Source organism: Kitasatospora sp. NPDC101801 (genome assembly GCF_044766665.1).
GTDB lineage: Bacteria > Actinomycetota > Actinomycetes > Streptomycetales > Streptomycetaceae > Kitasatospora.
Genome location: NZ_JBIWML010000002.1, coordinates 124,201 through 147,652 on the forward strand (window position 1 = coordinate 124,201; position 23,452 = coordinate 147,652).

20 protein-coding genes and 1 pseudogene are annotated in these 23,452 nt (G+C 73.6%); 5 read left to right on the forward strand and 16 right to left on the reverse strand.

Annotated features, from left to right (window positions below):
• Positions 1 to 30 precede the first annotated feature (30 nt).
• Positions 31 to 1,269: a kynureninase gene (gene kynU, locus ACIRPK_RS04835; protein WP_403033731.1), complete on the forward strand. Its 1,239-nt coding sequence runs from the start codon at positions 31 to 33 to the stop codon at positions 1,267 to 1,269.
• On the opposite strand, the gene ACIRPK_RS04840 is transcribed toward kynU, so the two are convergent.
• The 4 genes from ACIRPK_RS04840 to ACIRPK_RS04855 are packed head-to-tail and all read right to left on the reverse strand — an operon-like array spanning position 1,262 to position 6,993.
• Positions 1,262 to 3,811 carry an SAV_2336 N-terminal domain-related protein gene (locus ACIRPK_RS04840; protein WP_403033068.1) on the reverse strand — a complete coding sequence of 850 codons (2,550 nt, stop codon included), beginning with the start codon at positions 3,809 to 3,811 and terminating at the stop codon, positions 1,262 to 1,264. The two genes, kynU and ACIRPK_RS04840, sit on opposite strands and share 8 nt — an antisense overlap.
• Positions 3,801 to 4,805 (reverse strand): AAA family ATPase, encoded by a 1,005-nt coding sequence (locus ACIRPK_RS04845; RefSeq protein ID WP_403033071.1) that lies wholly within the window; start codon positions 4,803 to 4,805, stop codon positions 3,801 to 3,803. Before ACIRPK_RS04845 ends, ACIRPK_RS04840 begins: the two co-directional genes overlap by 11 nt.
• 16 nt (positions 4,806 to 4,821) lie before the next feature.
• Positions 4,822 to 6,636, reverse strand: coding sequence for a trypsin-like peptidase domain-containing protein (locus ACIRPK_RS04850; RefSeq protein ID WP_403033073.1), 1,815 nt, complete (start codon positions 6,634 to 6,636; stop codon positions 4,822 to 4,824).
• Between the two features lie 9 nt (positions 6,637 to 6,645).
• Positions 6,646 to 6,993, reverse strand: a complete 348-nt coding sequence (locus ACIRPK_RS04855; RefSeq protein ID WP_403033076.1) for a CU044_2847 family protein — start codon at positions 6,991 to 6,993, stop codon at positions 6,646 to 6,648.
• A gap of 154 nt (positions 6,994 to 7,147) precedes the next feature.
• Between ACIRPK_RS04855 and ACIRPK_RS04860 the strand changes: the two genes are divergently transcribed.
• Positions 7,148 to 7,645, forward strand: a complete 498-nt coding sequence (locus ACIRPK_RS04860) for a hypothetical protein (protein ID WP_403033079.1) — start codon at positions 7,148 to 7,150, stop codon at positions 7,643 to 7,645.
• Positions 7,646 to 7,695: 50 nt separating this feature from the next.
• Here the strand turns inward: ACIRPK_RS04860 and ACIRPK_RS04865 are convergent, their stop codons facing one another.
• Positions 7,696 to 9,177 (reverse strand): choice-of-anchor A family protein, encoded by a 1,482-nt coding sequence (locus tag ACIRPK_RS04865; RefSeq protein ID WP_403033082.1) that lies wholly within the window; start codon positions 9,175 to 9,177, stop codon positions 7,696 to 7,698.
• 251 nt (positions 9,178 to 9,428) lie between these two features.
• On the opposite strand from ACIRPK_RS04865, the gene ACIRPK_RS04870 reads away from it, so the two are divergent.
• The gene (locus tag ACIRPK_RS04870) at positions 9,429 to 9,911 is read left to right on the forward strand and encodes a DUF2269 family protein (RefSeq protein ID WP_403033084.1); all 483 of its coding nucleotides are present in this window, start codon (positions 9,429 to 9,431) and stop codon (positions 9,909 to 9,911) included.
• 15 nt (positions 9,912 to 9,926) lie between these two features.
• On the opposite strand, the pseudogene ACIRPK_RS04875 reads toward ACIRPK_RS04870, so the two are convergent.
• Positions 9,927 to 10,052, reverse strand: a pseudogene (locus ACIRPK_RS04875) (amidohydrolase); the annotation flags it as partial.
• 140 nt (positions 10,053 to 10,192) lie between these two features.
• Between ACIRPK_RS04875 and ACIRPK_RS04880 the strand changes: the two are divergent.
• Positions 10,193 to 11,323: a transposase gene (locus ACIRPK_RS04880; protein ID WP_403033087.1), complete on the forward strand. Its 1,131-nt coding sequence runs from the start codon at positions 10,193 to 10,195 to the stop codon at positions 11,321 to 11,323.
• Positions 11,324 to 11,656: 333 nt separating this feature from the next.
• On the opposite strand, the gene ACIRPK_RS04885 is transcribed toward ACIRPK_RS04880, so the two are convergent.
• The 10 genes from ACIRPK_RS04885 to ACIRPK_RS04930 all read right to left on the reverse strand — a co-directional run bounded on the left by ACIRPK_RS04885 (position 11,657) and on the right by ACIRPK_RS04930 (position 21,778).
• Complete coding sequence (locus ACIRPK_RS04885; RefSeq protein WP_403033089.1) at positions 11,657 to 12,439, reverse strand: amidohydrolase family protein; 783 nt, start codon at positions 12,437 to 12,439, stop codon at positions 11,657 to 11,659.
• The gene (locus tag ACIRPK_RS04890) at positions 12,432 to 14,069 is read right to left on the reverse strand and encodes an acyl-CoA dehydrogenase family protein (protein WP_403033092.1); all 1,638 of its coding nucleotides are present in this window, start codon (positions 14,067 to 14,069) and stop codon (positions 12,432 to 12,434) included. Before ACIRPK_RS04890 ends, ACIRPK_RS04885 begins: the two co-directional genes overlap by 8 nt.
• Complete coding sequence (locus ACIRPK_RS04895; protein WP_403033095.1) at positions 14,053 to 14,700, reverse strand: TetR/AcrR family transcriptional regulator; 648 nt, start codon at positions 14,698 to 14,700, stop codon at positions 14,053 to 14,055. Before ACIRPK_RS04895 ends, ACIRPK_RS04890 begins: the two co-directional genes overlap by 17 nt.
• A 52-nt stretch (positions 14,701 to 14,752) precedes the next feature.
• Complete coding sequence (locus ACIRPK_RS04900) at positions 14,753 to 15,973, reverse strand: sensor histidine kinase (RefSeq protein ID WP_403033098.1); 1,221 nt, start codon at positions 15,971 to 15,973, stop codon at positions 14,753 to 14,755.
• Positions 15,970 to 16,716 (reverse strand): two-component system response regulator CseB, encoded by a 747-nt coding sequence (gene cseB, locus ACIRPK_RS04905; protein WP_403033101.1) that lies wholly within the window; start codon positions 16,714 to 16,716, stop codon positions 15,970 to 15,972. Before cseB ends, ACIRPK_RS04900 begins: the two co-directional genes overlap by 4 nt.
• Complete coding sequence (locus ACIRPK_RS04910; RefSeq protein WP_403033102.1) at positions 16,713 to 17,495, reverse strand: hypothetical protein; 783 nt, start codon at positions 17,493 to 17,495, stop codon at positions 16,713 to 16,715. Before ACIRPK_RS04910 ends, cseB begins: the two co-directional genes overlap by 4 nt.
• 80 nt (positions 17,496 to 17,575) lie before the next feature.
• A complete protein-coding gene (locus tag ACIRPK_RS04915; RefSeq protein WP_403033105.1) occupies positions 17,576 to 18,163 on the reverse strand; it encodes a class F sortase in 588 nt (195 codons plus the stop codon).
• A gap of 238 nt (positions 18,164 to 18,401) precedes the next feature.
• Positions 18,402 to 18,776, reverse strand: a complete 375-nt coding sequence (locus ACIRPK_RS04920; protein ID WP_403033107.1) for a sortase-dependent protein — start codon at positions 18,774 to 18,776, stop codon at positions 18,402 to 18,404.
• Positions 18,777 to 18,971: 195 nt separating this feature from the next.
• Entirely contained in the window at positions 18,972 to 19,814 is an 843-nt protein-coding gene (locus tag ACIRPK_RS04925; protein WP_403033109.1) for a trypsin-like serine peptidase, read from the reverse strand.
• 110 nt (positions 19,815 to 19,924) lie between these two features.
• Positions 19,925 to 21,778, reverse strand: a complete 1,854-nt coding sequence (locus ACIRPK_RS04930; RefSeq protein WP_403033111.1) for a ricin-type beta-trefoil lectin domain protein — start codon at positions 21,776 to 21,778, stop codon at positions 19,925 to 19,927.
• 263 nt (positions 21,779 to 22,041) lie between these two features.
• On the opposite strand from ACIRPK_RS04930, the gene ACIRPK_RS04935 reads away from it, so the two are divergent.
• Positions 22,042 to 23,448 carry an RICIN domain-containing protein gene (locus ACIRPK_RS04935; RefSeq protein ID WP_403033114.1) on the forward strand — a complete coding sequence of 469 codons (1,407 nt, stop codon included), beginning with the start codon at positions 22,042 to 22,044 and terminating at the stop codon, positions 23,446 to 23,448.
• Positions 23,449 to 23,452: the final 4 nt, after the last annotated feature.

The window sequence follows — 23,452 nt, forward strand, 5'->3', positions numbered from 1 at the left end:
GTGAACGCCACCGCCGCGCCTCGCACCGCCGTGCCCCGCACCCGCGAGGAGTGCGCCGCGCTCGACGCCGCCGACCCGCTGGCCCGCTTCCGGGCCGAGTTCGTGCTCCCCGAGGGGGTCGTCTACCTGGACGGCAACTCGCTCGGCGTGCTCCCCGCCCGTACCCCCGAACGGGTGCGGCAGGTGGTCGAGCAGGAGTGGGGGCAGCAGCTGATCCGCAGCTGGAACGAGGCGGGCTGGTTCGCCAAGCCGCACACCCTCGGGGCCGGGCTGGCCCCGCTGCTCGGGGCCGCCGCCGGGCAGGTGGTGGTCTGCGACACCACCTCCGTCAACCTGTTCAAGGTGCTGGCCGCCGCGCTCCGGCTGCGGCCGGGCCGGTCCACCGTGCTGGCCGAGCGGGCCGCCTTCCCGACCGACCTGTACATCGCCGAGGGCGTCGGCTCGCTGACCGACGGCGCCGCCCGCACCGAACTGATCGACTCCGCCGACCGGTTGGCCGACCACCTCGGGCCGGACACCGCCGTGGTGCTGCTCTCGCTGGTCGACTACCGCACGGGCGAGCTGCTCGACCTGCCCGCGATCACCCGCCAGGTCCGGGCGGCCGGCGCGCTGATGGTCTGGGACGTCTGCCACGCGGTCGGCGCGCTGCCGATCGAGCTGGACGCGAACGGCGTCGACTTCGCGGTCGGCTGCACCTACAAGTACCTGAACAGCGGCCCCGGTGCACCGGCCTTCCTGTACGTGGCGGAGCGTCACCTGGCCGAGGCCGCGCAGCCGCTCAGCGGCTGGTTCGGCCACGCCCGGCCGTTCGACTTCGAGCCGGGCTACCAGCCGGTGCCGGGCATCGGCCGGTTCCTCACCAGTTCGCCGTCGCTGCTCGGGCAGGCCGCGCTGGAGTCCAGCCTGGAGATCTGGGCGCAGGTGGACCTGGCCGAGGTGCGGGCGAAGAGCCTGGCGCTGACCGAGCTGTTCATCGAACTGGTCGAGCCGCTGGCCAAGTACGGCGTCGAGGTGGTCACCCCGCGCGAGCCGGCCAGGCGGGGCAGTCAGGTGGCGCTCCGGCACCCGGACGGCTACCCGGTGGTGCAGGCGCTGATCGCGCGCGGGGTGATCGGCGACTTCCGGGCACCGGACCTGATGCGGTTCGGCTTCACCCCGCTCTACCTGTCGTACACCGAAGTCTGGGACGCGACCCGTCAGTTGACCGAGGTTCTGGAGTCCGAGGAGTGGCGCGAGGAGCGGTTCGGGCGGCGCGGCGAGGTCACCTGAACGCGTTCGGGAGGGCGGCCAGCCCGACCGGGTGGCCGGGCGGGATGCGGTGCCGCTCGGCCACCTCGACGATCCGGGCGGCGATCCGGTGCACCGCGAGCTCGTACTGCTGCTGCGGCAGGCCGAACAGGCCGAGCCGGGCGTAGTCGTCCCCGTACTGCTGATCCCGGTAGTTCAGCTGCCGTGCGGTGTACGGCAGTTCGAGGTGGCCGACCGGCCGGCCGAAGACCGGGACGAAGCCCCTGGACAGGTCCGTCCGGCGGGCGAAGGCGGCCCACTCCCGGCCGCACCGGGAGCTGCGGAAGTACTCCCGCTCGTACAGCGGGACGAACACCTCGCAGCGGGCCACCGCGCCCGGCTGTCGGGTCGCCACCGCCAGGTCGGTCAACTGCCAGACCTCCTCGCCGAGGTCGGCCACGAACCGGTCCACGGCGGGGTCGTCGCCGGGCGCCCGGCCCAGGTAGCAGTAGCGCTGCCCGGCCGGGTTGCGGGTGAACAGCATCGGCTCCGGCAGCTCGATCTGCAGCCGCACCCCGGGGTCGGCGCGTTCGGCCAGCTCGGTCGCGAAGTCCCGCAGGTCCAGCTCGGGCGGGCCGCCGAACCGGCCGGTCCTGAGCACCTCGTTGCACACCGAGGCCAGCGAACGGTCGGACGGCCGGCGGAGCATCACCACCCGGGGCTGGGAGAGCTCCGGTGCGGCGCCGCCGACCAGGTCGAGCATCAGCACCAGCCGGGGGTGCCGGCCGAGCAACTCCCCCAACAGCCCCTCCACCCGGGCCGGGGTGCCGGACAGGTAGACCAGCAGGATGCTGTCGGCCTCCTGCTCCGCCCGGCGCAGCGCGCGCCGGAAGTCCGCCACCTCGTCCAGCCCCAGCCAGATGTGGTCGGGACGCATCCCGACCTGCTCCGGATTGCCCAGGGCGGTGACCAGTTCGCGCAGCTCAGCCGCCCCGGCCCGGTCGGGGGCCAGCGCCAGCAGCACGGCCCGGGCGCCGTGCGGGCCGATCCTGGCCGTCCCGGCGGCGGGGGCGGCGGCCGGCTCGCGCAGACCGACGATGCCCAGCGCCGCCGGACTGACCAGGGCGAACGGACGGGTCTCGGCGGTGAGCGGGGCGCCCTCGGTGTCGGTGGCGGCGATCGCGGCCAGCTCGTTCGGCACCAGCCCGGCCCGGGCGGCGATCTGCTCGCCGACCCGGATCAGCAGCCCGACCGCCTGGTGGGTGACCGACCTGGGCAGCGTGTGCACCAGCAGCTCCCGGACGCCCGGCCGGAAGTCGAACCGGTCCTGGTGGCCGGGCCGTTCGGTCAGCAGCCCGCTCACCACCAGCTCGGCCAGCTGCTGCGGCCGGGGCCGGGCGAACGCGGCCCGTTGCAGCAGCCGCAGCACCGGCAGCGCGGGCGTGGTGAGCGCGGCCAGCCCGGCCAGTGTGTACGCCTCCCGGGAGGCGACCGCCCGGAACCGCCGGACCAGCTCCTCGGCGTCCAGGCCGGCCGGGTCGGCGGTCGGGGCACCCTCGGTACCGGTCGGCACCGGACCGATCCGCAATGCCGCGCCGACCACCTCGGCGCCACCCGAACTGCCGACCAGAGTGGCCCAGTTGGCCAGCCACTCCGGGTCGGCCTCCAGTACCGGCAGCACCGGTCCAGGGCCGACCGGGTGCTCCAGCGGCCGGAAGGCGTACCCGGCGTTGGCCACCCCGGCGGCCGAAGCGGCGAGCACCCCGGGCACGGCGGGCAGCGCGGTCAGCGGCCAGAGCCGCTCGGGCAGCGGCTGGACCACCGCCACCGGACCGCGCCGGAGCAGCGCGCCCAGCGTCCGGTACCACCGCTCCCCCGCCGGCCCCGGCCGCCACTGCGGGCCCATGCCGTCGCTGATCAGCAGGGTGACCACCCGTGGGCCCGGCTGCGCCCCGGTCAGCGCGCCGTCGGCGGTCAGCCGGGCCGAGCCGACCTGGCGGAACGCGCCGGTCTGCCGCAGCAGCAGGGCGAACTCGCGGGCCAGCGGCCGCCAGAGCGCCATGGTCGGGCCGCAGTCCAGCACCAGCCGCAGGCTCAGCCAGCGCTCGGTGCTGGGGCGCAGCACCGGCAGCCAGTGCACCGGCGCGGGGCCGCGCAGCGCCTCCGCCAGCCGGTCGGCGGTGGCGTCCTCGTCCAGCAGGGCCCGGTGCGGGTCGGGTACTCGGCGCTTGAGCGGACGCAGCGCCCGCTGCAGGTCGAGCGGGCGGGCCAGCATCGGAGCGCTCGGGGTGGCCACCGTACCGGCGGCGGCCGTGCCGTCGGCCGGGTCGACGACCGGCAGGTGCAGCGGCAGCAGCGGGCCGGCCGGCTCGGGCCGGCGGCCGGGTGACGGTCCGTCCGGTCCGGGACCGCCGGGGGCGTCCCGCCCGTCGGGCCGGTCGGCCGGGCCGCTGTCCGGGGTGCGCTCGCTCCGGACCGCCAGCCAGAGCAGCTCGGCCAGCTCCACCGGGTCGGGATCGGGGCGGCCCAGACCGGTGAGCAGGGTGGCGAGCCGGTCCAGGGCTCCCCGCCGCTCAGAAGTCATCGTCGTCCCGGCCTCTGCTCAGATAGGGCATCACCCGGGCGGCCAGCGCCGCCCGGTCGGCCTGGTCGGCGAGTTCCGGACGGGCGGTCAGGTAGATCGCGTTCAGCAGCTGGTCGGTGGCCAACTCGCCCTCGGCCCGCCGGTCCAGGAAGACCTGGAGGATCTCGGCCACCAGGGCGTGGTCGGCCGCCGGGAGGTGCGAGCGGACGATCTCCTCCAGCTCGCCGCCCTCGGGCCGGCGCAGCTCCAGCACCACGCAGCGGCGCAGGAAGGCGGCCGGGAACTCCCGCTCGGCGTTGCTGGTCAGCACGGTGAACGGGAAGGCCCGGCAGCGCACCCGCCCGCCGCGCACCGGCGCCCGGCTCAGCCCGTCCGCAGTGAGCACTTCGGCCTCGGGCAACTGCGGTGCGGCCCGGACCAGTTCGTCGATCTCGTACTGGCCGTCCTCCAGCACGTGCAGCAGGTCGTTCGGCAGATCCAGGTCGCCCTTGTCGATCTCGTCGATCAGCAGCACCCGGGGCCGCCGGTACGGCAGCAGCGCGGTGCCCAGCGGGCCGAGCCGCAGGTGCTCCTCCAGGCCGCCACCGCCGTCCGGGCCCGCCTGGTTGGCGGCGTACAGCCGGGACAGCGGGTCGTACTGGTAGAGGCCGTCGCGCAGGGCGCTGCGGCTGGTGATGTTCCAGCGGAGCACCGGGCCGAGGCCCAACTCCCGGGCCACCGCGTACGGGAGGCTGGACTTTCCGCTGCCGGGCGGACCGGTGACCAGCAGCGGGCGGCGCAGGTGCAGGGCGGCGTTGACCAGTTCGACGGTCTCCGGGGTGGGGCGGAAGGTGGCGGCCCGGTGTCCGGCCGAGGCGGCGCCCGGATCGGCGGCGGCCGCCGGGGTGTCCAGCGCGGGGCCGCCGTCGAAGGCGCGCCAGGGCGGCGGTCCGGGCAGGTCGGCCAGGCCGTCGTGGGGGTGCTCGGCGCCCCGGTAGATGCGTTGCAGCGGCATCGTGCTGACTCTCCTGCTACTGACCCGCACCGGGGCGGGGCTGACGGTTGGTCGGGGCGACCGGGAACGGTCGGTGCGGGCTGGGCAGCAGCTGCGGATCCTCCCAGAGCAGGACCAGGCCGGCCGCCCAGTGCCCGGCCGGGTCCCCGCTCTCCTCCGCCTGGTGGCGCAATTCCTTGATCCTGGACGGCAGTTCCCCCGGAGGGGTGCCGGCCAGCTCCACCGCCAGTCTGGCAGTGAAGCGGCTGCCCCGGCAGTTCTGCCCGGGGTGGTGCCGTTCACCGCAGGTCCACTCCGGCCAGATCACCGCGTGCGCCCCGGCGCTCAGCGCGGCGTCCAGCAGCGGGCCGTGCGGCCGCCCCTTCGGCAGGCCGGGCAGGGCCGGCAGGTGCGGGCGCTCGACCGGGCCGAGCAGGTGGTAGAGCACCCGGGGATCGCCGGGCTCCGCGCAGTCCACCCGGTGCACCACGGTGCGCCGTTCGGCCTGCCGGAGCGCCCAGTTCATCTCCAGCCTGCGGCGGTCCACCGCACTGTCGCGGCGCTGCCGGTCCACCACCACCACGGCGTGGTCGGCACCGATCGGGCCGAACGACCGCTTCCCGGTCCAGCCGTGCACCGGCACGGTGAGCAGGGTGCGCGGCAGCACGAACACGATCAGCTCGGAGTCGTCCGCGGCCAGCAGGCCGAGCTGCCGGTCGATCTCGGCCAGCACCTCGCCCTGCAGCGCCGACCGGCCGAGGGTCCGCAGCCGGGGCGGCCCGTAGTCGCCGCCGCGCACCGTACGGACCCCGACGGTGAACTTGCCCCGGCCCGCGCCGCTGTGGCCGATCTCGACCAGGATCGGCCGCCACCGTTCCCCGGCCGTCCGGCCGCCGTCCGCGCCGGCTGCCAGCCGCTCCAGCCGCTCGCGCTGCGCCGGGTCGGTGACCGAGGCGGCCAGCAGTCCGGCGAACTCGCGGACCGGGTGGTGGGCGGCACCCGGCGCGTCGGTGACCTCGGAGAGCAGGTACCAGCAGGTCTCCCAGAGGGTGCCGGGCCGGGTCGGCGGGTCCAGCAGGCCCTGCGCGGCGGTGGCCGCCCGGTACAGCTCCAGCGGGTCGGCCGCAGGCCCGGCCGCCGTCACCAGGGTCCGCAACTCCCGCACCTGGTCGGCCGGGAGGGCGGCGCCCGGGATCAGGTCGGCCAACTCGGGGACGTACCGGGCCAGTACGTCGAGCGGCAGCATCTGACCGAGCCGCACGGCGGGGCGGACCCTGCCGTCCCGGCCCGGCGCCGGCGGACGGTCCAGGGTGTCCTGGGCCGCCGTCACGATGCCGACCAGCTCACCGCTGGCCGAGTCCACCACCGGGCCGCCGCTGAAGCCCGGCGACAGCGGCATGCCGTGGGTGTCGTGCTCCAGCTGGACCAGCTCGCCGCCGATCAGCATGCCGCCCCGGGTCGGCCGGATCTCGCTGCTCCGGCCGGCCTCGTGGTCGAGCGGGAAGCCGTGCGCGGTCAGGCCGGGGTAGGGCGGCCGGTCCCAGTGGTGCAGCGGGGCGAACGGCGCGGGGCGGGCGACCCGTTCGGGCACCGGGGCGGCGAGCTCCAGCACGGCCACGTCCCCGGTGCCGTCCCGGCCGTGCCGCCCGCTCGGCCACGGACCACGGCGCAGCACGGTGGCCGACAGCTCGGGATGGTCGGGCCGGTTGACCAGCCGGACCTCGGCGGTGGCCCTGCCGTGCACCACGTGCGCGCAGGTCAGCACCAGCCGGTCGGTGACCAGCACCCCCGCGCCCACGGTCGGCTCTGGCCCGCCGACGCTGATCCGGGCCAGCCAGTACGGGTTCGCCATCGGGCGGGCTCAGACCTGGCGTCCGGGCGCCCAGCTGAGTCTGACGGTGAGATGCGCCTCGGCAGCCGTCCGGGCGATCAACGCCCCGGCCTCGGCGGTGAGTTTGACCCCGAACTCGATCTCCACCTCGTCCGGCTTCAGGCTGCCGTCCCGGAACACCGCGAGCGCCGCACCGGCGGCCGCCCTGACCCCGGCCAGCGCCTGTTCGAAGGTCTCGCCCGCCCGCTCCACCCCGGCGACGGCCGGCCCCCGGCCGACCGGCCGCATCCCGTACTCGTCCGGGCCGGCGCTCGGGTACTGCCGCTCGACCCGGACCACCGCACCCTCGGCGGTCACGAACTCCGTGTACTCCGACAAGACTTCCCCCACCGAGCGTTGGTCGGACCACCGTACGGACGTTCCGAGATCGTCGCACAGCGTGGCTCCGCGCGCACCGGTTCCGACCGAGTCTTTCCGTACCGGAACTTCCACTCATCGGACATGACGGGGCATCAGATCGTAAAGTTCTGGTATGGACATAGACATCGGCCCACTCAACCCGGACAAGGCCACGCTGCTGTTCGGCCTCGCCCTGTTCGCCGTGATCCTGCTGGTGCTCGGAAAGGTGCTGTTCCCGCGCCTGGAGCGGACGTTGGCCGAGCGCCACGAGGCCACCGAGGGCAAACTCGAACGCGCGGAGGACCTCCGGGCCGAGGCCCGGGAGACCTACGCCGAGTACCGCCGGGTGCTCAACGAAGCCCACCACGAAGCCGCCCGGATCCGCCAGGAGGCGGCCGAGGAGGGCGCCGCCCTGGTCGCGGCGGCCCGGGCCGAGGGGCTCGCCGAACGGGAGTCCCTGGTGGCGGCCGGCCGAGCCGCACTGTCGGTCGACCGCGAGCTGGCCGAGCTCGAACTCCGCGCCGACGTCGGCATGCTGGCCGTCGACCTGGCCGGCCGGGTGGTCGGCGAACCCCTCGGTGAGTTCGCCGACCGGCGCGACAGCGTGGAACGGTTCTTCGCGGAGCGCTGAGCCTCGCGCGGGCCGCTCCGATCCGTCCGGACCTCTCCGGCCCGGGCGGGTCAGCTGTGGCGACCCCGACGGCGGGCGACCCAGAAGGCGACCCCGCCGGCCGTGACCAGCCCGCCGGCCGCCAGGCCGAGCGGGGCGGCCGTGCCGGTGCCCGTCACCGGGAGTGCGGCGCCGCTGCTCGCGCTCGCTGATGTGGGAGTGCTCGGCCCGGTACTGGAAGTCTCCGGTGCCGGGCTGGTGCTGCTGGGGGCGGGGGTGCTCCCAGACGGACTGGGCGTGGGTGTCGGCGTCGGAGTGGGGGTAGGCGTCGGGGTCGGCGTAGGCGTCGGGGTCGGCGTCGGGGTCGGCGTAGGCGTGGGTGTCGGCGTCGGCGTCGGCGTCGGCGTCGGCGTCGGCGTAGGCGTCGGCGTCGGCGTCGGCGTCGGCGTCGGCGTCGGCGTCGGCGTAGGCGTAGGCGTAGGCGTCGGCGTCGGCGTGGGTGTCGGCGTCGGCGAGGCGCACTCCGGCAGGTCCCCGTCGAACGGGTAGCTGTGCACCTCGGATCCGGAACTCCCGAGCTGCACCAGGTCGCCCGCCACGTAGACCCGGCCGTTGAAACCCGGGGTGCTGAGGGTGGTGACCCCCGCCGGGTTGGCGGCCATCAGCGAGCCCTGGAACTGGGCGCCGCCCATGATTCTCGCGCTGGTGGCGTTCGGGAAGTTCCACATCAGCCGCGAGCGCAGCTCGGTGAACGGGTCACCGGCCAGCCCGGTACCGGTGTTGGTGTTGATGACCGGGGTGGTGCCGAGCATGTTGATCACCACGGTGGCCCCGGCCGGGATGCCCGTGATGACCAGGTCGGCCGCACTGCCCAACGACCCGATGTTCCCGGGCACGTTGAAGATCTGGCGGGCGCTGGTGCCGTCCCCGGTGAAGGTGACCTGGTTGCCGTCCACCGTCACCACACCGTTGGCGGTCGCGCTGCCCGCACAGGTGGAGAGTTCACCGATCTGGGCGGCGAGCCCGGCGTACTGGTTCTTGGCGTTCGCGTCCTTGATCTCCTGGCCGGTCGGGACCACGTTGACGTTGCCGGTCAGGGTGCCGCCGTAGCGGAGGTTGCCGAAGGCCAGAGCGCCGGCCGTGTTGGCGGCCCCGCCGACCTCGATGGTGTCGGTCGGCCCCACCGTGACGTTGCCGCCGACGGTGACGAAGTCGCTGCCGTCCGGCGGCACCACCCGTGAACCGACCCCGGCCACGCCCATGTTGAACAGGCCGCCACCGTCCTTGTCGACCGTCAGGTCGCCGATCGTGACCACCTTGCCCTCGACCTCGGCAGCCCGGCCCTGGACGGTGTAGTCACCGCCGACGAACACGTTGATGGTGGCGTCCCGGCCGGTCACGTCACCGTTGTTCGGCGGGAGCCAGACGCTCGGGCAGCCCGGTCCGCTGCACGGACCGAGCGGCGGGGCGAGCGGGGCCGCGCTCACCAGCACGCTCAGCGCCGCCACCGGCAGCACGGCAGCCACCGCCACCAGGGCCAACCGCCGCCCCACGGGCGAACGCTGCTGGGCCGGTTGAGCCGGGACGTGGCGCACGTGACTGCTCCGATCGACGGTGCTTCCGCCCGGACGGCGGCTAGACCGACCTATTCAATGCCCCCTTTCATCCCGATTTGATCCGACACGCCGTCAGCCCTCGTCCGGTCCGTCGGACGGCCGAGCCGGGGACCCGACCCCACCCCGCACAGCTACGCCGACCGGGTGTTAGGTTCGGCAGTCGATCGGTCTTCGGAAGGAACTCCCCCATGGCCAAGCTGCTGCTCAGCCTGCACGTGCTGGCCTCGGTGCTGTTCATCGGGCCGGTGGCCGTCGCGGTGAGCATGTTCCCGCGCCGGGCGCAGGCCGCGCTGACCGAGGGCCCCGAGCAGCTCCAGGCCGCCGCCTCGGTCCGGCTGCTGCACCGGATCACCCAGGTCTACGCCCTGCTCGGCCTGGCCGTCCCGCTGCTCGGCATCGGCACCGCCCAGGTGATGGGCGTGATGGGTGACCCCTGGGTGATCGTCTCGACCGTGCTGACCGCCGTCGCGGCCGGCCTGATGCTGCTCTCGGTGGTCCCCGGCCAGCAGGCCACCGTGGACGCGCTGGACGCACCGGAGAACCCGGACGAGCGGAGCCGCGCCACCAAGGGCCTGCGCCTGCTGCCGATGACCGCCGGTGTCTTCAACCTGCTGTGGGCCGTGGTGGTGGTCCTGATGGTGATCCGTCCGGGCTCGACGACCGGCGCCTGACCTCCCGACGGGGGATCAGCCCGGGCCGACCGCCCGGTCCAGCCCGAACAGCCGGGCGGCGTTGTCGTGACACACCGCCCGCAGCCAGTCCTCGCCCAGGCCGAGCCCGGCCAGCACCTGGAGCTGGTGCAGGTAGCGGTAGCTTGGTCTTTAAGCAATCGCCTCGAACGAGCCGTCGAACTTGATCACCCGTATCGGTATCTGCCGTACACGGAAGGGGCCTTCGCCTGATCCTGTGCTCCGACCAAGGAACACACACGATCAGTACGAAGGCCGTGGGGATGAGTCTGCTGCATGACGGCGTCGGACGGGATGCGCTTGCTGAACTGTCACGCTTCCGAGAGGAGTTCTACGCCTGCTTGGCCAGGCGCGGGGATGCTCTGTTCGAACTGGCCGACGCGGTGCTGTGCGCGGACGGTCCGGTCCGATCCCTGGTGGAACTGTCGTTGGTGGGCGAGCACCGCCGCGGCCACGGCGGCCTCTACGACGCCCTGTCCCAGGGCCGCATCGACGCCGACGGGCTGCGGCGGGCGCTGGCGGCCGTGCCACTGCCGCGGGCGGCTGACGGCCGAATCGTGCTGGCCGTCGACATCACCTGCTGGCTGCGGCCGGACGCCCACACCTCGCCCGAGCGGATCCTGTGCCACACCTACGGACGAGGCAAGGACCAGCACATCCCCGTCCCGGGCTGGCCCTACTCGGTCATCACCGCCCTCGAGAGCGGCCGCAGTTCATGGACCGCTCCGCTGGACGCACTGCGTCTGGCGCCAGGCGACGACGCTGCCACCATCACCGCGCGGCAGTTGCGCGACCTGGTCCAACGCCTCATCGAGGCGGGACAGTGGCAGACCGGTGACCCGGACCTGCTCGTCGTCGCGGACGCCGGATACGACGCACCCCGCCTGGCCTTCCTGCTCAAGGACCTGCCCGTCCAGGTCCTGGCCCGCATGCGCTCGGACCGCGTGCTGCGCAGGGCATGCCCGCCCCGGCTCCCCCGGCACGACGGGTCGCCCACCGCGGCACGGCGGCGAGTTCGTCTTCGGCCGGCCCGACACCTGGGGCACCCCAGACACCGAGACCGTCACCGGCACCCGCCTCTACGGCACCGCAACCGCCCGGTCCTGGGACCGGCTTCACCCGCGACTGACCCACCGCTCCTCCTGGGCCTCCCAGGACGGCACCCTGCCGGTCATCGAGGGCACCGTAATCCGACTGGAGGTCGACCGGCTGCCCAGCGGAGCGACCCCGAAGCCGGTCTGGCTGTGGTGGTCCGGCACGGACGCCACCGCCACGGACGCCGACCGGCTCTGGCAGGTGTTCCTGCGCCGCTTCGACATCGAGCACACGTTCCGACTGTTCAAGCAGACCCTCGGCTGGACCTGCCCGAAGATCCGCAGCCCCGAGGCCGCTGACCGCTGGACCTGGCTGGTTCTGGCCGCCTACACCCAGCTCCGCCTGGCCCGACCCCTCGCAGCCGACCTCCGCCGCCCCTGGGAACAGCCCGCACCGCCCGAACGCATGACCCCGGCCCGTGTCCGGCGAGGATTCCGGCACCTGCGCCACAGGACCGCCTGTCCGGCCAGTGCACCGAAATCCAGCCGACCAGGCCCAGGACGGCCACCCGGACGCAAGAACTCCCGACCGACCCCACGCCACGACGTCCACACCGCCCGCAAAAGCATCCCCGCCAAGCCATCATCGAAGAGAACACCACAGGCCAGCAGCCCACGTCCCCGCCGCACAGGTTAAAGATCAAGGTAGGGGATGTTCGGGAAGTCGGTGCCGAGCAGCACCCGGTCCCCCAGCTCGGCCAGCCGGGGCAGCAACTCCCTCGGGAACGGCGAGAGTTCCTCGGTGAAGTCGGTGAACGCCATGGTAGTGTCCAGCCGGACCTCCGGGTACCGCTCGGCCAGGTCGAGGAACTCCCGGTACTCGGGCAGGCCCAGATGGGCGACCACCAGCCGGAGCCGGGGATGCCGGGCCAGCACCTCGCCGATCGGACCGGGACCGGTGTGCTTGCCGGGTACCGGGCCGGAACCGCAGTGCGTGACCACCGGCGTCCCGGCCTCCGCGAGCCGGCCCCAGACCCCGTCCAGCAGCGGATCGGTCGGGTCGTAACCACCCACCTGCAGATGCATCTTGAACACCCGGGCGCCGTCCGCCAGCGCCCGGCCGACGTACTCCTCGGCGGCCGGCTCCGGGAAGCAGGTCGCGGTGTGCAGGCAGTCCGGGGTGCGGGCGGCGAAGTCGGCGGCCCAGCCGTTCAGCCAGGCGGCCATCCCGGGCTTGTGCGGGTAGAGCATCGCGGTGAACGCCCGGACCCCGAACTCCCGCAGCTGGTTCAGCCGTTGCTGCTCCTCGTACCGGTAGGAGATCGGCCAGGGCCGCCCGGTCAGCGGTCCGGCCGCGTCGAAGTAGGCCCAGACCTTGGCGAGCACCCGCTCCGGCATGAAGTGGGTGTGCACGTCCACCAGCCCCGGCAGGCCCAACTCCTGCCAGAACTCCCGGACTTCGTCTGCCTCAGACACTCGGCACGGCCTCCGCCCTGGCCAGCACCCCGGCGGTGTCCACCCCGGTCGGCAGGGTGCCGAAGGCGCCGCCGTGGTCGCCGCCCAGCCGGGAGGCGCAGAACGCGTCGGCCACCGCCGGGTCGCCGTACCGGACCAGCAGCGAGCCCTGGAAGACCAGCGCGATCTGCTCGACCAGCCGCCGGGTGCGGTACTCGATCTCGGCGGTGTCACCGAGCTGCTTGCGCAGCACGGCCACCGCCTCGTCCAGCCGGCGGTCGGCCCCGGCGGCCGCCGCCAGCTCGGTGAACAGCGCCTGCACGGTCTCCGGCCGACGGGCCATCGCCCGCAGCGCGTCCAGCGCCGCGACGTTGCCGGAGCCCTCCCAGATCGAGACCAGGGGGGCCTCCCGGTAGAGCCGGGGCATCCCGGACTCCTCCACGTACCCGTTGCCGCCGAAGCACTCCAGCGCCTCGGCCGCGTGCATCGGACCGCGCTTGCAGACCCAGTACTTGGCCGCCGCCAGCCCGAGCCGCCGGACCAGCACCTCCTGCTCGTCCCCCGCCAGCGCGCGGTCGGTGGCCTCGGCCAGCCGCAGCGCGACGGCGGTGGCCGCCTCGGACTCGACCACCAGGTCGGCCAGCACGTTGCGCATCAGCGGCTGGTTCACCAGCGCGGCACCGAACGCCCGCCGGTGGGTGGTGTGGTGCAGCGCGCGGACCGCGCCGAGCCGCATCCCGGAGGCGGCGCCCAGGGTGCAGTCCAGCCGGGTCATGTTGACCATCTCGATGATGGTCGGCACGCCCCGGCCCTCCTCGCCGACCAGCCAGCCGACCGCTCCGTCGTACTCCAGCTCGGCGGAGGCGTTCGAGCGGTTGCCGAGCTTCTCCTTCAGCCGCTGGATCAGCAGCCGGTTCCGGCTGCCGTCCGGCAGCACCCGGGGCAGCAGGAAGCAGCTCAGCCCGCCCGGCGCCTGGGCCAGCGTCAGGAACAGGTCCGACATCGGCGCCGAGGTGAACCACTTGTGGCCGGTGATCCGGTACGTGCCGTCGGCGTGCGGGGTCGCGGTGGTGGTGTTGGTCCGGACGTCCGAGCCGCCCTGCTTCTCGGTCATCGACATGCCCGCGATCAGCCCGCGCTTGCCGTGCGGCTCGCGCAGACCGAAGTCGTACGCGGTGGCGGTCAGCAACGGCTCGTACTGCGCGGCCAGTTCGGGAGTGGCCCGGAGGGCGGGAACGGAGGCGTAGGTCATCGAGACCGGGCAGCTGTGCCCGGCCTCGACCTGGCCCCAAACGTAGAACCCGGCGGCCCGGGCGGTGTGCGCGCCGGGCCGGTCGTCCACCCAGGGGGCGGCGTGCAGGCCGTGCTCGACCGCGACGGTCATCAGTCGGTGCCAGGCGGGGTGGAACTCCACCTCGTCGATCCGGTGCCCGTACCGGTCGTGGGTGCGCAGCACCGGCGGGTTGTCGTTCGCCAACCGGCCCCAGTCGGCGGCCTGTTCGGTGCCGGCCAGCCGCCCCAGGGTGTGCAGCCCGGGCTCGGCCCAGCCCGCGCCGGCCCGGTGCAGGGCGGCGAGCAGGGTCGGATCGGCGGCCACGTCGTGGCCGTACAGGTCGGGCACCTGGTTGGTGACCTCATGCGTGATCGGCACAGTGCCCTCCCGGGGCATCGGCGTTGACGCCCCCGAGGGCGCGCTGGGTGAAGGTGACCAGAGCGGGGATCAGGTCGTCCTGGACCTGGCCCGCCGCGAGCGGGCCGACCAGCGCCTCGCCGATCGCACCGACCAGGGCGGCGGCGGTCAACCGGACGTCCTGCTCCGGGAGTCGGCCGTCGGCGACGGCCGGGGCGATCTGGGCGGCGATCAGGTCGCGGAACGCCTGCCGGAAGACCAGCCGCTCGGCGTCCACCACCTGGTCGGCCGGTTCGGCCAGCAGGGCGTAGGCCAGCCGGGGCGATCTGAGTGCCCGGGCCGCGAAGGTCCGCACCACGGCGGCGACCCGCCCGTGCGGCCCCGCGCCGTCCGCCGCCGCCTTGGCGACGGCCAGTTCGACGGCGGCCACCTCGCGGAGCACCACGACCCGGAACAGCTCGACCGCGAGCTCGGCCTTGCCCGCGAAGTAGCGGTACATGCTGCCGGTGGCGATCCCGGCCCGGTCCGCCACGGCGGCCATCGAGCAGCCCGCGTAGCCGCGTTCGGCCAGCAGGTCCACGGCGGCGGCCAGCACGACCACGCGCTGGGCGTCCAGCCGGGCCTGTACGGCGGGGGTGCGTCGGTAGGCCACAGCAAGGATTGAAGCACTGATTCACCGCTTCGGCCAGAGCCCCGGCCGGGGATCAGCCCGGCGGCAGCCGCAGCTCGGCGACGGCGCCGCCGGCCGGGTCGTTGCGCAGGTGCAGCGTGATGCCGAGGGCCTCGGCGTGGCCCTGCGCGATGGTGAGGCCCAGGCCGTGGCCGTGGCCCCGCTCCCGGGCGCCGGTACGGAACCGCTGGGGGCCCTCCCGGAGGATCGCCGCCGGGTAGCCGGGCCCGTGGTCACGGACCGTCAGGGTGGCACCGTCCACCCGGACCTGGACGGGGGCGCCGCCGTGCCGGTGGGCGTTGGCGACCAGGTTCGCAACGATCCGGTCGAGCCGGCGGACGTCGGTGCTGACCTGCGCGTCCGAGTCGAGCAGCAGCTCGGTCGGCGATCCGGTGGCCGCCACCATCCGGGCCACCACCGGGCCGAGCGGCACCACCGAGAGCTCCGGGCGGTCCGCCCGGGCGTCCAGCCGGGAGACCTCCAGCAGGTCCTCGGTCAGGCTGCGCAGCACCCGGACCCGGCCCTGCACCAGCTCGGTCGGGCGGCCGGGCGGGAGGAGTTCGGCCGCGGTCAGCAGGCCGGTCAGCGGGGTGCGCAGCTCGTGCGCGACGTCGGCGGTGAAGCGCTGCTCGCTGGCCAGCTTGGTGCTCAGCACCGCCGACATCGAGTCCACCGCCGCCGCGAGTTCGGCCACCTCGTCGCGCGGGCGGCCGAGCGAGCCGATCCGGGCCGTCAGGTCGCCCTGGGCGATGCTGCGGGCGGTGACGGCGGCCGTCCGCAGCCGGCGGCTGATCCGGTCGGCGGCGAACACCCCGGCCAGCACGGTGACCGCGACGGACAGCGTGGCCGAGATCAGGATGGTCCGGTCGAGCTGGGCGACGGCGCGCTCGTCATCGGCGTAGTCCACCCGGACCGAGACCACCTGGACCGGCTGGGCGCCGGTGCCGATCCCGCCGGCGGCCCACATCACGGTGCCGTCGGCGCCGGGGCCGAGCAGCGATCCCCGGTGGCCGCGCTCGGCCAGCCGGCGCAGCTCCGCCGGGAGTCCGGGGTCGTCGACGGCGGCGTTCCAGCCCACCAGGTCACCGTTGCGCGCGTAGCCGGACAGCACCGAGTCGAGGGCGTTCTCGGCCGACTTCCTGGACTGCTCGACGTGCTGGGCGACCGAGGCCCGGTGGACCAGCAGCCCGACGGTGACGGCGACCAGGAAGGAGACCAGGGCGACGGTCGCGGCGATCTGACGGCGCAGGTTCACCCGGACCGCCGCAGTTTGTAGCCGAAGCCCCGGATGGTCTCGATCCTGGCCGCGCCGATCTTGGCGCGCAGGCGCTGCACGTGCACGTCCACCACCCGGCTGTCGGCGCCCCAGGAGTAGTCCCAGACCCGTTCCAGCAGGGTCTGCCGCTCCAGCACGATGCCGGGCGCGGCGGTGAACTCCAGCAGCAGCCGCAGCTCGGTCGGGGTGAGCGGCACCTGACGGCCCGCCACCCGGACCTCCATCGCCTCGGTGTCGACCTCCAGCTCGTCGATCACCCGGAGGGTGCGGGAGGGTTCGGGCACCGGGGCCTCGGCGGCCGGTTCGGCCCCGACGGCCCTGGTGCGGCGCAGCACGGTGCGGATCCGGGCCACCAGGACGGCGGTCTCGAAGGGCTTGGTGATGTAGTCGTCGGCCCCGGCCTCCAGACCGGAGATGACGTCGATCGGCTCGGTGCGGGCCGACATCATCAGGATCGGCAGCTGGCTCTCCTCCCGGATCCGGCGGCACAGCCCGACGCCGTCGAGCAGCGGCAGCATCACGTCGAGCAGCAGGAGGTCCGGCCGCCGCGCGCGGAAGCTCTCCAGGCCCTCCAGCCCGTCGGCGGCGGTGTCGACCGGGAACCCGTAGCGCTCCAGCGCCATCCGGGTCGCCTCGCGGATCACCTCGTCGTCCTCGACCAGCAGGATGCGCGGGGTGGCGGGGCCGGGACTGCTCACGGGGGTGCTCACCTGACTGGTCATGAGGTCGGCTTCACCGGGACGGGACCGGTGCCCTTGACGGAGGTGGGGAACGGGAAGACCGAGACCTTCGGCTCCGGGGTGATCCCCTTCGGACGGCTGGTCGGCGCGGCCGAGGGCAGCACCCCGACCGGCTCGCAGAGGGTGGCGTCGGCCGCCGGGCCGGTGATCCTCCGGTCGACCGGGGCCAGCCGGACGTCCGTCCAGCGGTAGGTGGTGACCGTCCCGTCCTGCGCGCTGTTGGGCTCGTGCACGATCAGGTCCTGCCCCGCCGTCTCGGCCGTGAAGCCGGCCACCACCCGCTGGGCCAGCGCCGCGTACAGCCGCCCGTCCCGCAGGGTGTAGACGTGCAGGTAGCCCGCCTCGGCACCGGTCAGCACAGCGGTGATCAGCTCCGCCCGGCCGTCCCCGTTCAGGTCGCGGTAGTGCGCGGAGCGCACCGTGCACCCCTGACACCCGGTCAGCGCCTTCCGTTCCTCGTCCCGCAGGGCCGGGTCCTGCTCCAGCACCTGCCGGGGGTCGACGGCGCTGATCTCGTCCCCCGGCACGGCGGGCCCCGGCAGGGCCGTCGGCGGCGGCACCGACTCGGACGCCTCGGGCGCCGCGGTCGGGGCCGTCCCGGCGGCGGCCCAGAGCAGTTGGGCGCTCGGCCGGACCGCCACCGGGCGGGCCTGGCCGGCGTCGTGCAACTGCCCGGCGGCGCCGCAGCCGGTGACGGCCACGACCGCCGCCGGCATGACGACGCCCCAGGCCAGGGCGGTGCGGCTGAGCCAGGTCCTCACGTGGGGTGCGCCTTTCGGGGAGCGGCGGGTCGGTGTCCACAGTCTGCCCGACCGGCGGGACGCCCCGGTCCGACGGTCCCTCAGGGGATCAGGTCCGCGAGGACGATGATGTTGTCGGTGTAGTGCCCGTTCCCGGCCAGCGAGCCGCCGCAGGTGATCAGCCGCAGCTGCGGGGTGTCGGTCTCGCCGTAGACCAGCTCGGTGGGGAACTCGCTCTTGGGGAACTGCCGCAGCTCGCGCACCCGGAACGAGACGCCGCTGCCGTCCTGGCGGCGGAGGTCGATCCGGTCCCCCGGCCTCAGCTCGCGGATGCGTCCGAAGACCGCCGGGCCCTTGCGGGTGTCCAGGTGGCCGAGCAGTACCGCCGGTCCGGTCTGGCCCGGGGCGGGGCCGTTGCGGTACCAGCCGACCTGGCCGGGACGGTCCATCGGCGGGACCTCCACGGTGCCGTCCGCGTTCAGGCCGCTCGCCTCGACCGGTGCGTCCACGCCCATCCGGGGGATGGTCAGGTGGACGGGCGGGGAAACCGACCCGGTCGCGGCCCGGCCGGGAGCGGTGCCCGGCGGGACGGTGGCCGGTGGAACGGTGGCCGGCTGCGGGTCGGCCGGGGCCGACAGGGCAGTGCTGATCCGCACCGGCGGCTGGTCGGGGGAACCGCCGAGCAGCACGATCCCGGTGGTCAGGGCGACGGCGCCGGCCGTGGCCGCCGGCGCCCACCGGGGGCGACGACGGCGACGACGGCCACGGTCTGTCCGGTCATTCCCGCCGGGGCCGGGCCGCCCGGCACGCATGCTCGCCGTGCGGCCGAAACACCCGAGTAGCTCCGCTACGAGGGTGCCCCGGCCGCACGCCGATCGCACGCACCGAACGACCCGGCCTGATCCGACGCGAACGATCGGACAGCCCCTAGCCCCGTGCGCCGGCACGGCGACGCACGATGGCGAAGCCGATCCCGGCCGCACCCACGGCGGCCAGGGCCGAGCCGGCCACCAGGGTGCCGGTGGAGGTGCCGCTGTCGGCCTCACCGGTCTGCGCCCCGCCCTTGGGCACCACCTTGACCTGCGCGTCCCCGCCCTTGGCGGGCGTGCTCGGCGCAGCGGTCGGCTTCACACCGGTGGTCGGCGGAGCCGACACCGCAGGGCCCGAGGGCACCGCGGACGGGGTGGCCGACGGCGAACCGTCGGCGAAGGCGGCCGGACCGGAGAGCGCCAGCACGCCGGCGACGCCGGCCGAGACCAGTGCGAGGCGCAGGGTGCGGCGGACGGTCGTGGTACCTGCCATGAGAGTTCCTCCCGAATGCTCACCACTCCCGGCCCGGTGGCCGGTAGTCGGTACGGCAGACGTTAGGAACCCGACCTCACGGTGCCCGGCCGGAGGTGTAACGGTCCCCGGCCGACTCTGTAACAGTCGGCCGGACCGTCCCGGCTCCGGCCGGGCCGGGCCGGGGGTCACGGCTTGGCGATCACCGCTTGGGGGTCACGGCTTGGGGAGCGCGCAGCCCGCCTGGGTGAGCGCCAGCACGTTGCCCGGACCGAAGCAGCCGGGGATGAGGTAGGTCTGCTGGGCGTAGTTGATGCCCTGGCGGACCGTCACCGTGCCGTTCTGGTCCACCTCACAGGGGTTGTTGTCGGTGCAGCGCGCACCGTCCTCGTTGCCGGTGTTGTTCACCGCGACCACCTGCCCGCTGGCGACGTCGACCACCGGGGAGCCGGAGGTGCCGCCGATGGTGTTGCAGCTGGAGGTGTAGCGCATGGAGTCCTTCCAGGTCCACGCGCCCTCCTTCAGCCGGTAGACGAAGGCGTCGGCGTTGCAGGAGTAGATCTTCTTCCAGTAGCCGGAGACCACCTTGATCGCGGTCCCCGCGACCGGGTGGGTGGCGGCCACGGTCAGCGGGTTGATCCCGTAGGAGCTCTTGATCGCCGCGTAGGTGGTGTTCAGCTGGTAGATCGACACGTCGGTGTCGGTCATCGTGCCGTAGACCATCTTGTTGGCGCGCAGCGTGGCGACCTTGCTGCCCGAGGAGTTGAGCAGCGAGAAGGTCCGGCTGGAGCTGCGGTTGGTCAGCACCTGGCCGGCCGCCGGGAAGCCGGTCTCCAGGCAGTGGCCGTTGGAGAGGACCAGCGCCGGATCGGTGGCGACCGAACTCGGCATCCTGATCAGCGATCCGGAGCAGTTGCTGAGCGCCACGGTGCCCGCGAAGTCCACCGCGGCGACGGTGGCGGCGGGGGGCTGGGCGGCGAAGGCGGGGGTGAGGCCGGTGAGCCCGGCGGCTCCGGCGAGCAGGAGCGAACAGGATGCTCCGATGAGCGGCTTCCTCATGAGAACTGCCTCTCGGTGTGGGGGTGGAACCAAGCTGGCGTGCACATGACCTTTTGTCAATGCTTCTTCAGGACAAGCCAGTTGACCGCTCCACCCCTGCACCGGGGCGATCAGGCGGCGGGCCCGGTCCAGCGCTGGTTGGCCCCGCCGAAGCAGGTCCACAGCTGGGTCGGCGTCCCGCTCGCCGAGTTGTTCCCGGTCACGTCCAGGCACTTGCCGAGTGCCCGCAGGGTGCCGTCCGGGTTCGGCGTCCAGCTCTGCGCCGCGCTGCCGTTGCAGTCCCAGAGCTGGACCTTGGCCCCGTCCGCACTGCTCGCGGACGCGACGTCCAGGCACTTGCCGAGCGCGCGCACCGAGCCGTCCGCCCCGGCCGTCCAGGTCTGCGCGGCGGTGCCGTTGCAGTCGTAGAGCTGCACGGCGGTCCCGTTGGCGCTGCTCGCACCCGCCACGTCCAGGCACTTGCCGGCCAACCCGGTGATCCGGCCGCCACCGCCGCCGCTCTGCCCGCCGTTCCAGGTGAAGGTCGCCGAGGTCTTCGCCGGGAGCTGGTAACCGAAGCTCTGGCCGCCCCAGGTGACCCGGATGCTCTGGGAGGAGCCGCTGTCGTTGTACGCGATCAGCGCCTTCGAACCGTCCGGATTGCGCCAAGCCACGTTCGGCACGGCCGAGTTGGCGGTGGAGGCGATCCGGTACGCGCCCGGGCGGACGAACTTGGTCAGGTGGCCCATGGTGTAGTACTCCACCGTGTAGTCCACCTGCCCGGCCCGGGTGCCGCCGTTCTGCACCGTGACCAGCCCGGTGCAGGTGCCGCAACCGCCGTAGTGCGGGCCCATGTTCTGGTCCACCGCGAGGCTCCACTTGGTCACCGACTTCGCCCAGTTGCGGGTGTAGTCGATGATGTTGCGCATGTCCTCGCGCTGCTGGTCGGCGATCCAGGTGCCGCCGGAGTGCTCGGTGCCGAAGGCGTCCACCGCTGGGTACTGGTCGTGCACGGCGGTCTGGGTCGCCACGTCACCGCCGTAGCCGTGCCAGGCGATGCCGCCGAAGTTCGGGTGGCTGCGGATCGCCGGATCGTCCACCACCGGGGCGCCGTAGCCCGCGTACTGGTCCCAGTTCCAGTCCAGCGCGAGCACCTTGCTGGTCAGCCCGGCCGTCTGCAGGGCGGGCAGCAGGTTGTTCTTGGTGAAGTACGCCAGGCCGGAGCCGTTCCAGCTCATCGACGGGTAACCACCGCAGCAGGTCGGCTCGTTCTGCACGGTGAGGTAGTCCACCTGCACACCCTGGGCCTGGTACGCCTGCACGTACTTGGTGAAGTACTGGGCGTAGGCGGCGTAGTACTCGGACTTCAGCCAGCCGCCGTTCAGGGTGCCGCTGTCCTTCATCCAGGCCGGGGCGGTCCAGGGGCTGGCGATCGTGGTGAGGGCCGGGTTGAGCTGCTTGGCCTGTCTGGTCAGCGGCAGCACGTCCGCCAGGTCGTGCGCGACGGAGAAGTCCGCCAGGTTCGGGTCGGTCTGCCCGGCCGGGCGGTCGTCGTAGGTGTACCCGAACCGGGCCAGGTCGGAGGAGCCCATCGGGTTGCGGGTCAGCGACAGGCCGATGCCGTCGGTGGGCGAGAACAGCTTGCGCATGGTGGCGTCCCGGGTGGCCGCCGAGAGCGCGCCGCTGCTGTTCAGCAGCCAGGCGGCGGTGTCGGTGAACGAGGCGCCGCCGCCGGTGAACTGCTGGTAGCGGACGTTCTCGTCCACGGTGATCTGCTGGCCGGCGCCGCTGCCGGCCGCGAAGGCGACCGCGGCCTGGGGCTGGAGCCCGCGGGTGACGTGGCGGCCGCCGGCGTCGTCGGTGGTGGTGAGCCAGACCGAGACGGACTCTCCGGCGGCGGTGGCGGTGGGGGCGGCGGCCAACAGGCCGGTGGCGACCAGGGCCCCGGCGAGCAGGCCGGTGGCGGCACGGGGGATTCGGAGCACGGTGAACTCCTTGTGGGGTGGGGGACGGCCGCCGATTCAACTCCTGGAGGCTGATGCCGTCAAGGTCTGGACCATTCGCTGATCATTCGTCAACTTCCGAACACACACCGCCCTGCACGTCACGACCATGATTCGGGAGTTGACGTCGAGTCGGTAAGGAAACCTTCCAACCGAACTCTTGACGGGCACCGTTCAGCTCTAGTTGACTCCGTGCCACCCTCCCCGGAGAGCGCTCCCCCCACAAGCCCCCCTGGAGAACCCCGATGCCCCGTACCTCCTGGCGCCTGCCCGCCCTGGCCGCGCTGCTCGCCCTGCTCCCCACCGGCCTGGCCACCGGCCAGGCACAGGCCGCCGCCAACCCCGGCCCCGGCTTCCCCGCCCAGTACGCCGCGCCGTACGTGGAGACCTGGAAGTCGCCGTCCGCGATGGCCGACGCCCGGGCCGCCACCGGCCTGAAGTACTTCACCCTGGCGTTCGTGATCAGCGACGGCAGCTGCAACGCCACCTTGAACGGCAACACCCCGATCACCGACGGCGGTTGGCAGTCGGCGATCAACAGCCTGCGGGCGGCCGGCGGTGACGTGATCGCCTCCTTCGGCGGCGCGGCCGGCACCGAGCTCGGCCAGGCCTGTACCTCGGTCAGCAGCCTGAAAGCCCAGTACAAGCGGGTGGTCGACACCCTCAACCTGACCAAGATCGACCTGGACATCGAGGGCGGCTCGCTCAACGACACCGCCGCCAACGACCGCCGCAACCAGGCGCTCGCCCAGCTCCAGCAGGAGTACGCGGCGGCCGGCCGCCGGCTCGCCGTGCACTACACCCTGCCGGTCAACCCGACCGGCCTGGAGGGCAATTCGCTCAGCCTGCTGAACAACGCGAAGAGCCGGGGCCTGGACGTCGGCGTGGTCAACATCATGACCATGGACTACGGCCCCGCGATGGACATGGGCAAGGCCGCCACCGACGCCGCCACCGCCCTGCGCGGCCAGCTCGGGAACATCTGGACCGGCAAGACCGACCAGCAGCTCTGGGCGATGGAGGGCAACACCCCGATGATCGGGGTCAACGACACCCAGGCCGAGGTGTTCAGCACCGGAAACGCCACCACGCTGGCCAACTTCGCCGCCGCCAAGGGCATCCAGCTGCTCGCCTTCTGGGCGCTCGGCCGGGACAAGGCGTGCGCCAGCAACGGCACCCTCTCGGACTCCTGCAGCGGCACCTCGCAGAGCCCGTTCCAGTTCGCCCGCACCTTCAACTCGATCACCGGCGGCGGCGGTTCGCCGCAGCCGAGCGGCCGGATCACCGGCTACGGCGGCAAGTGCGTGGACATCGCGGCGGCGAGCAGCGCCAACGGCACCGCCGTCCAGCTCTACGACTGCAACGGCACCGCCGCACAGAACTGGACGGTGGCGGCGGACGGTTCGCTCCAGGCGCTCGGCAAGTGCCTGGACCTCACCAGCGCCGGCACGGTCAACGGCACCAAGCTCCAGCTCTGGGACTGCAACGGCACCGGAGCCCAGAAGTGGCAGGTCGGCGGCAACAACACCCTGGTGAACCCGGTCTCCGGCCGCTGCCTGGACGCCACCGGACCGAGCTCCGCCAACGGCACCCGGCTGCAGATCTGGGACTGCTTCGGCGCGGCCAACCAGCAGTGGCTGCTGCCCGCCTGACCCC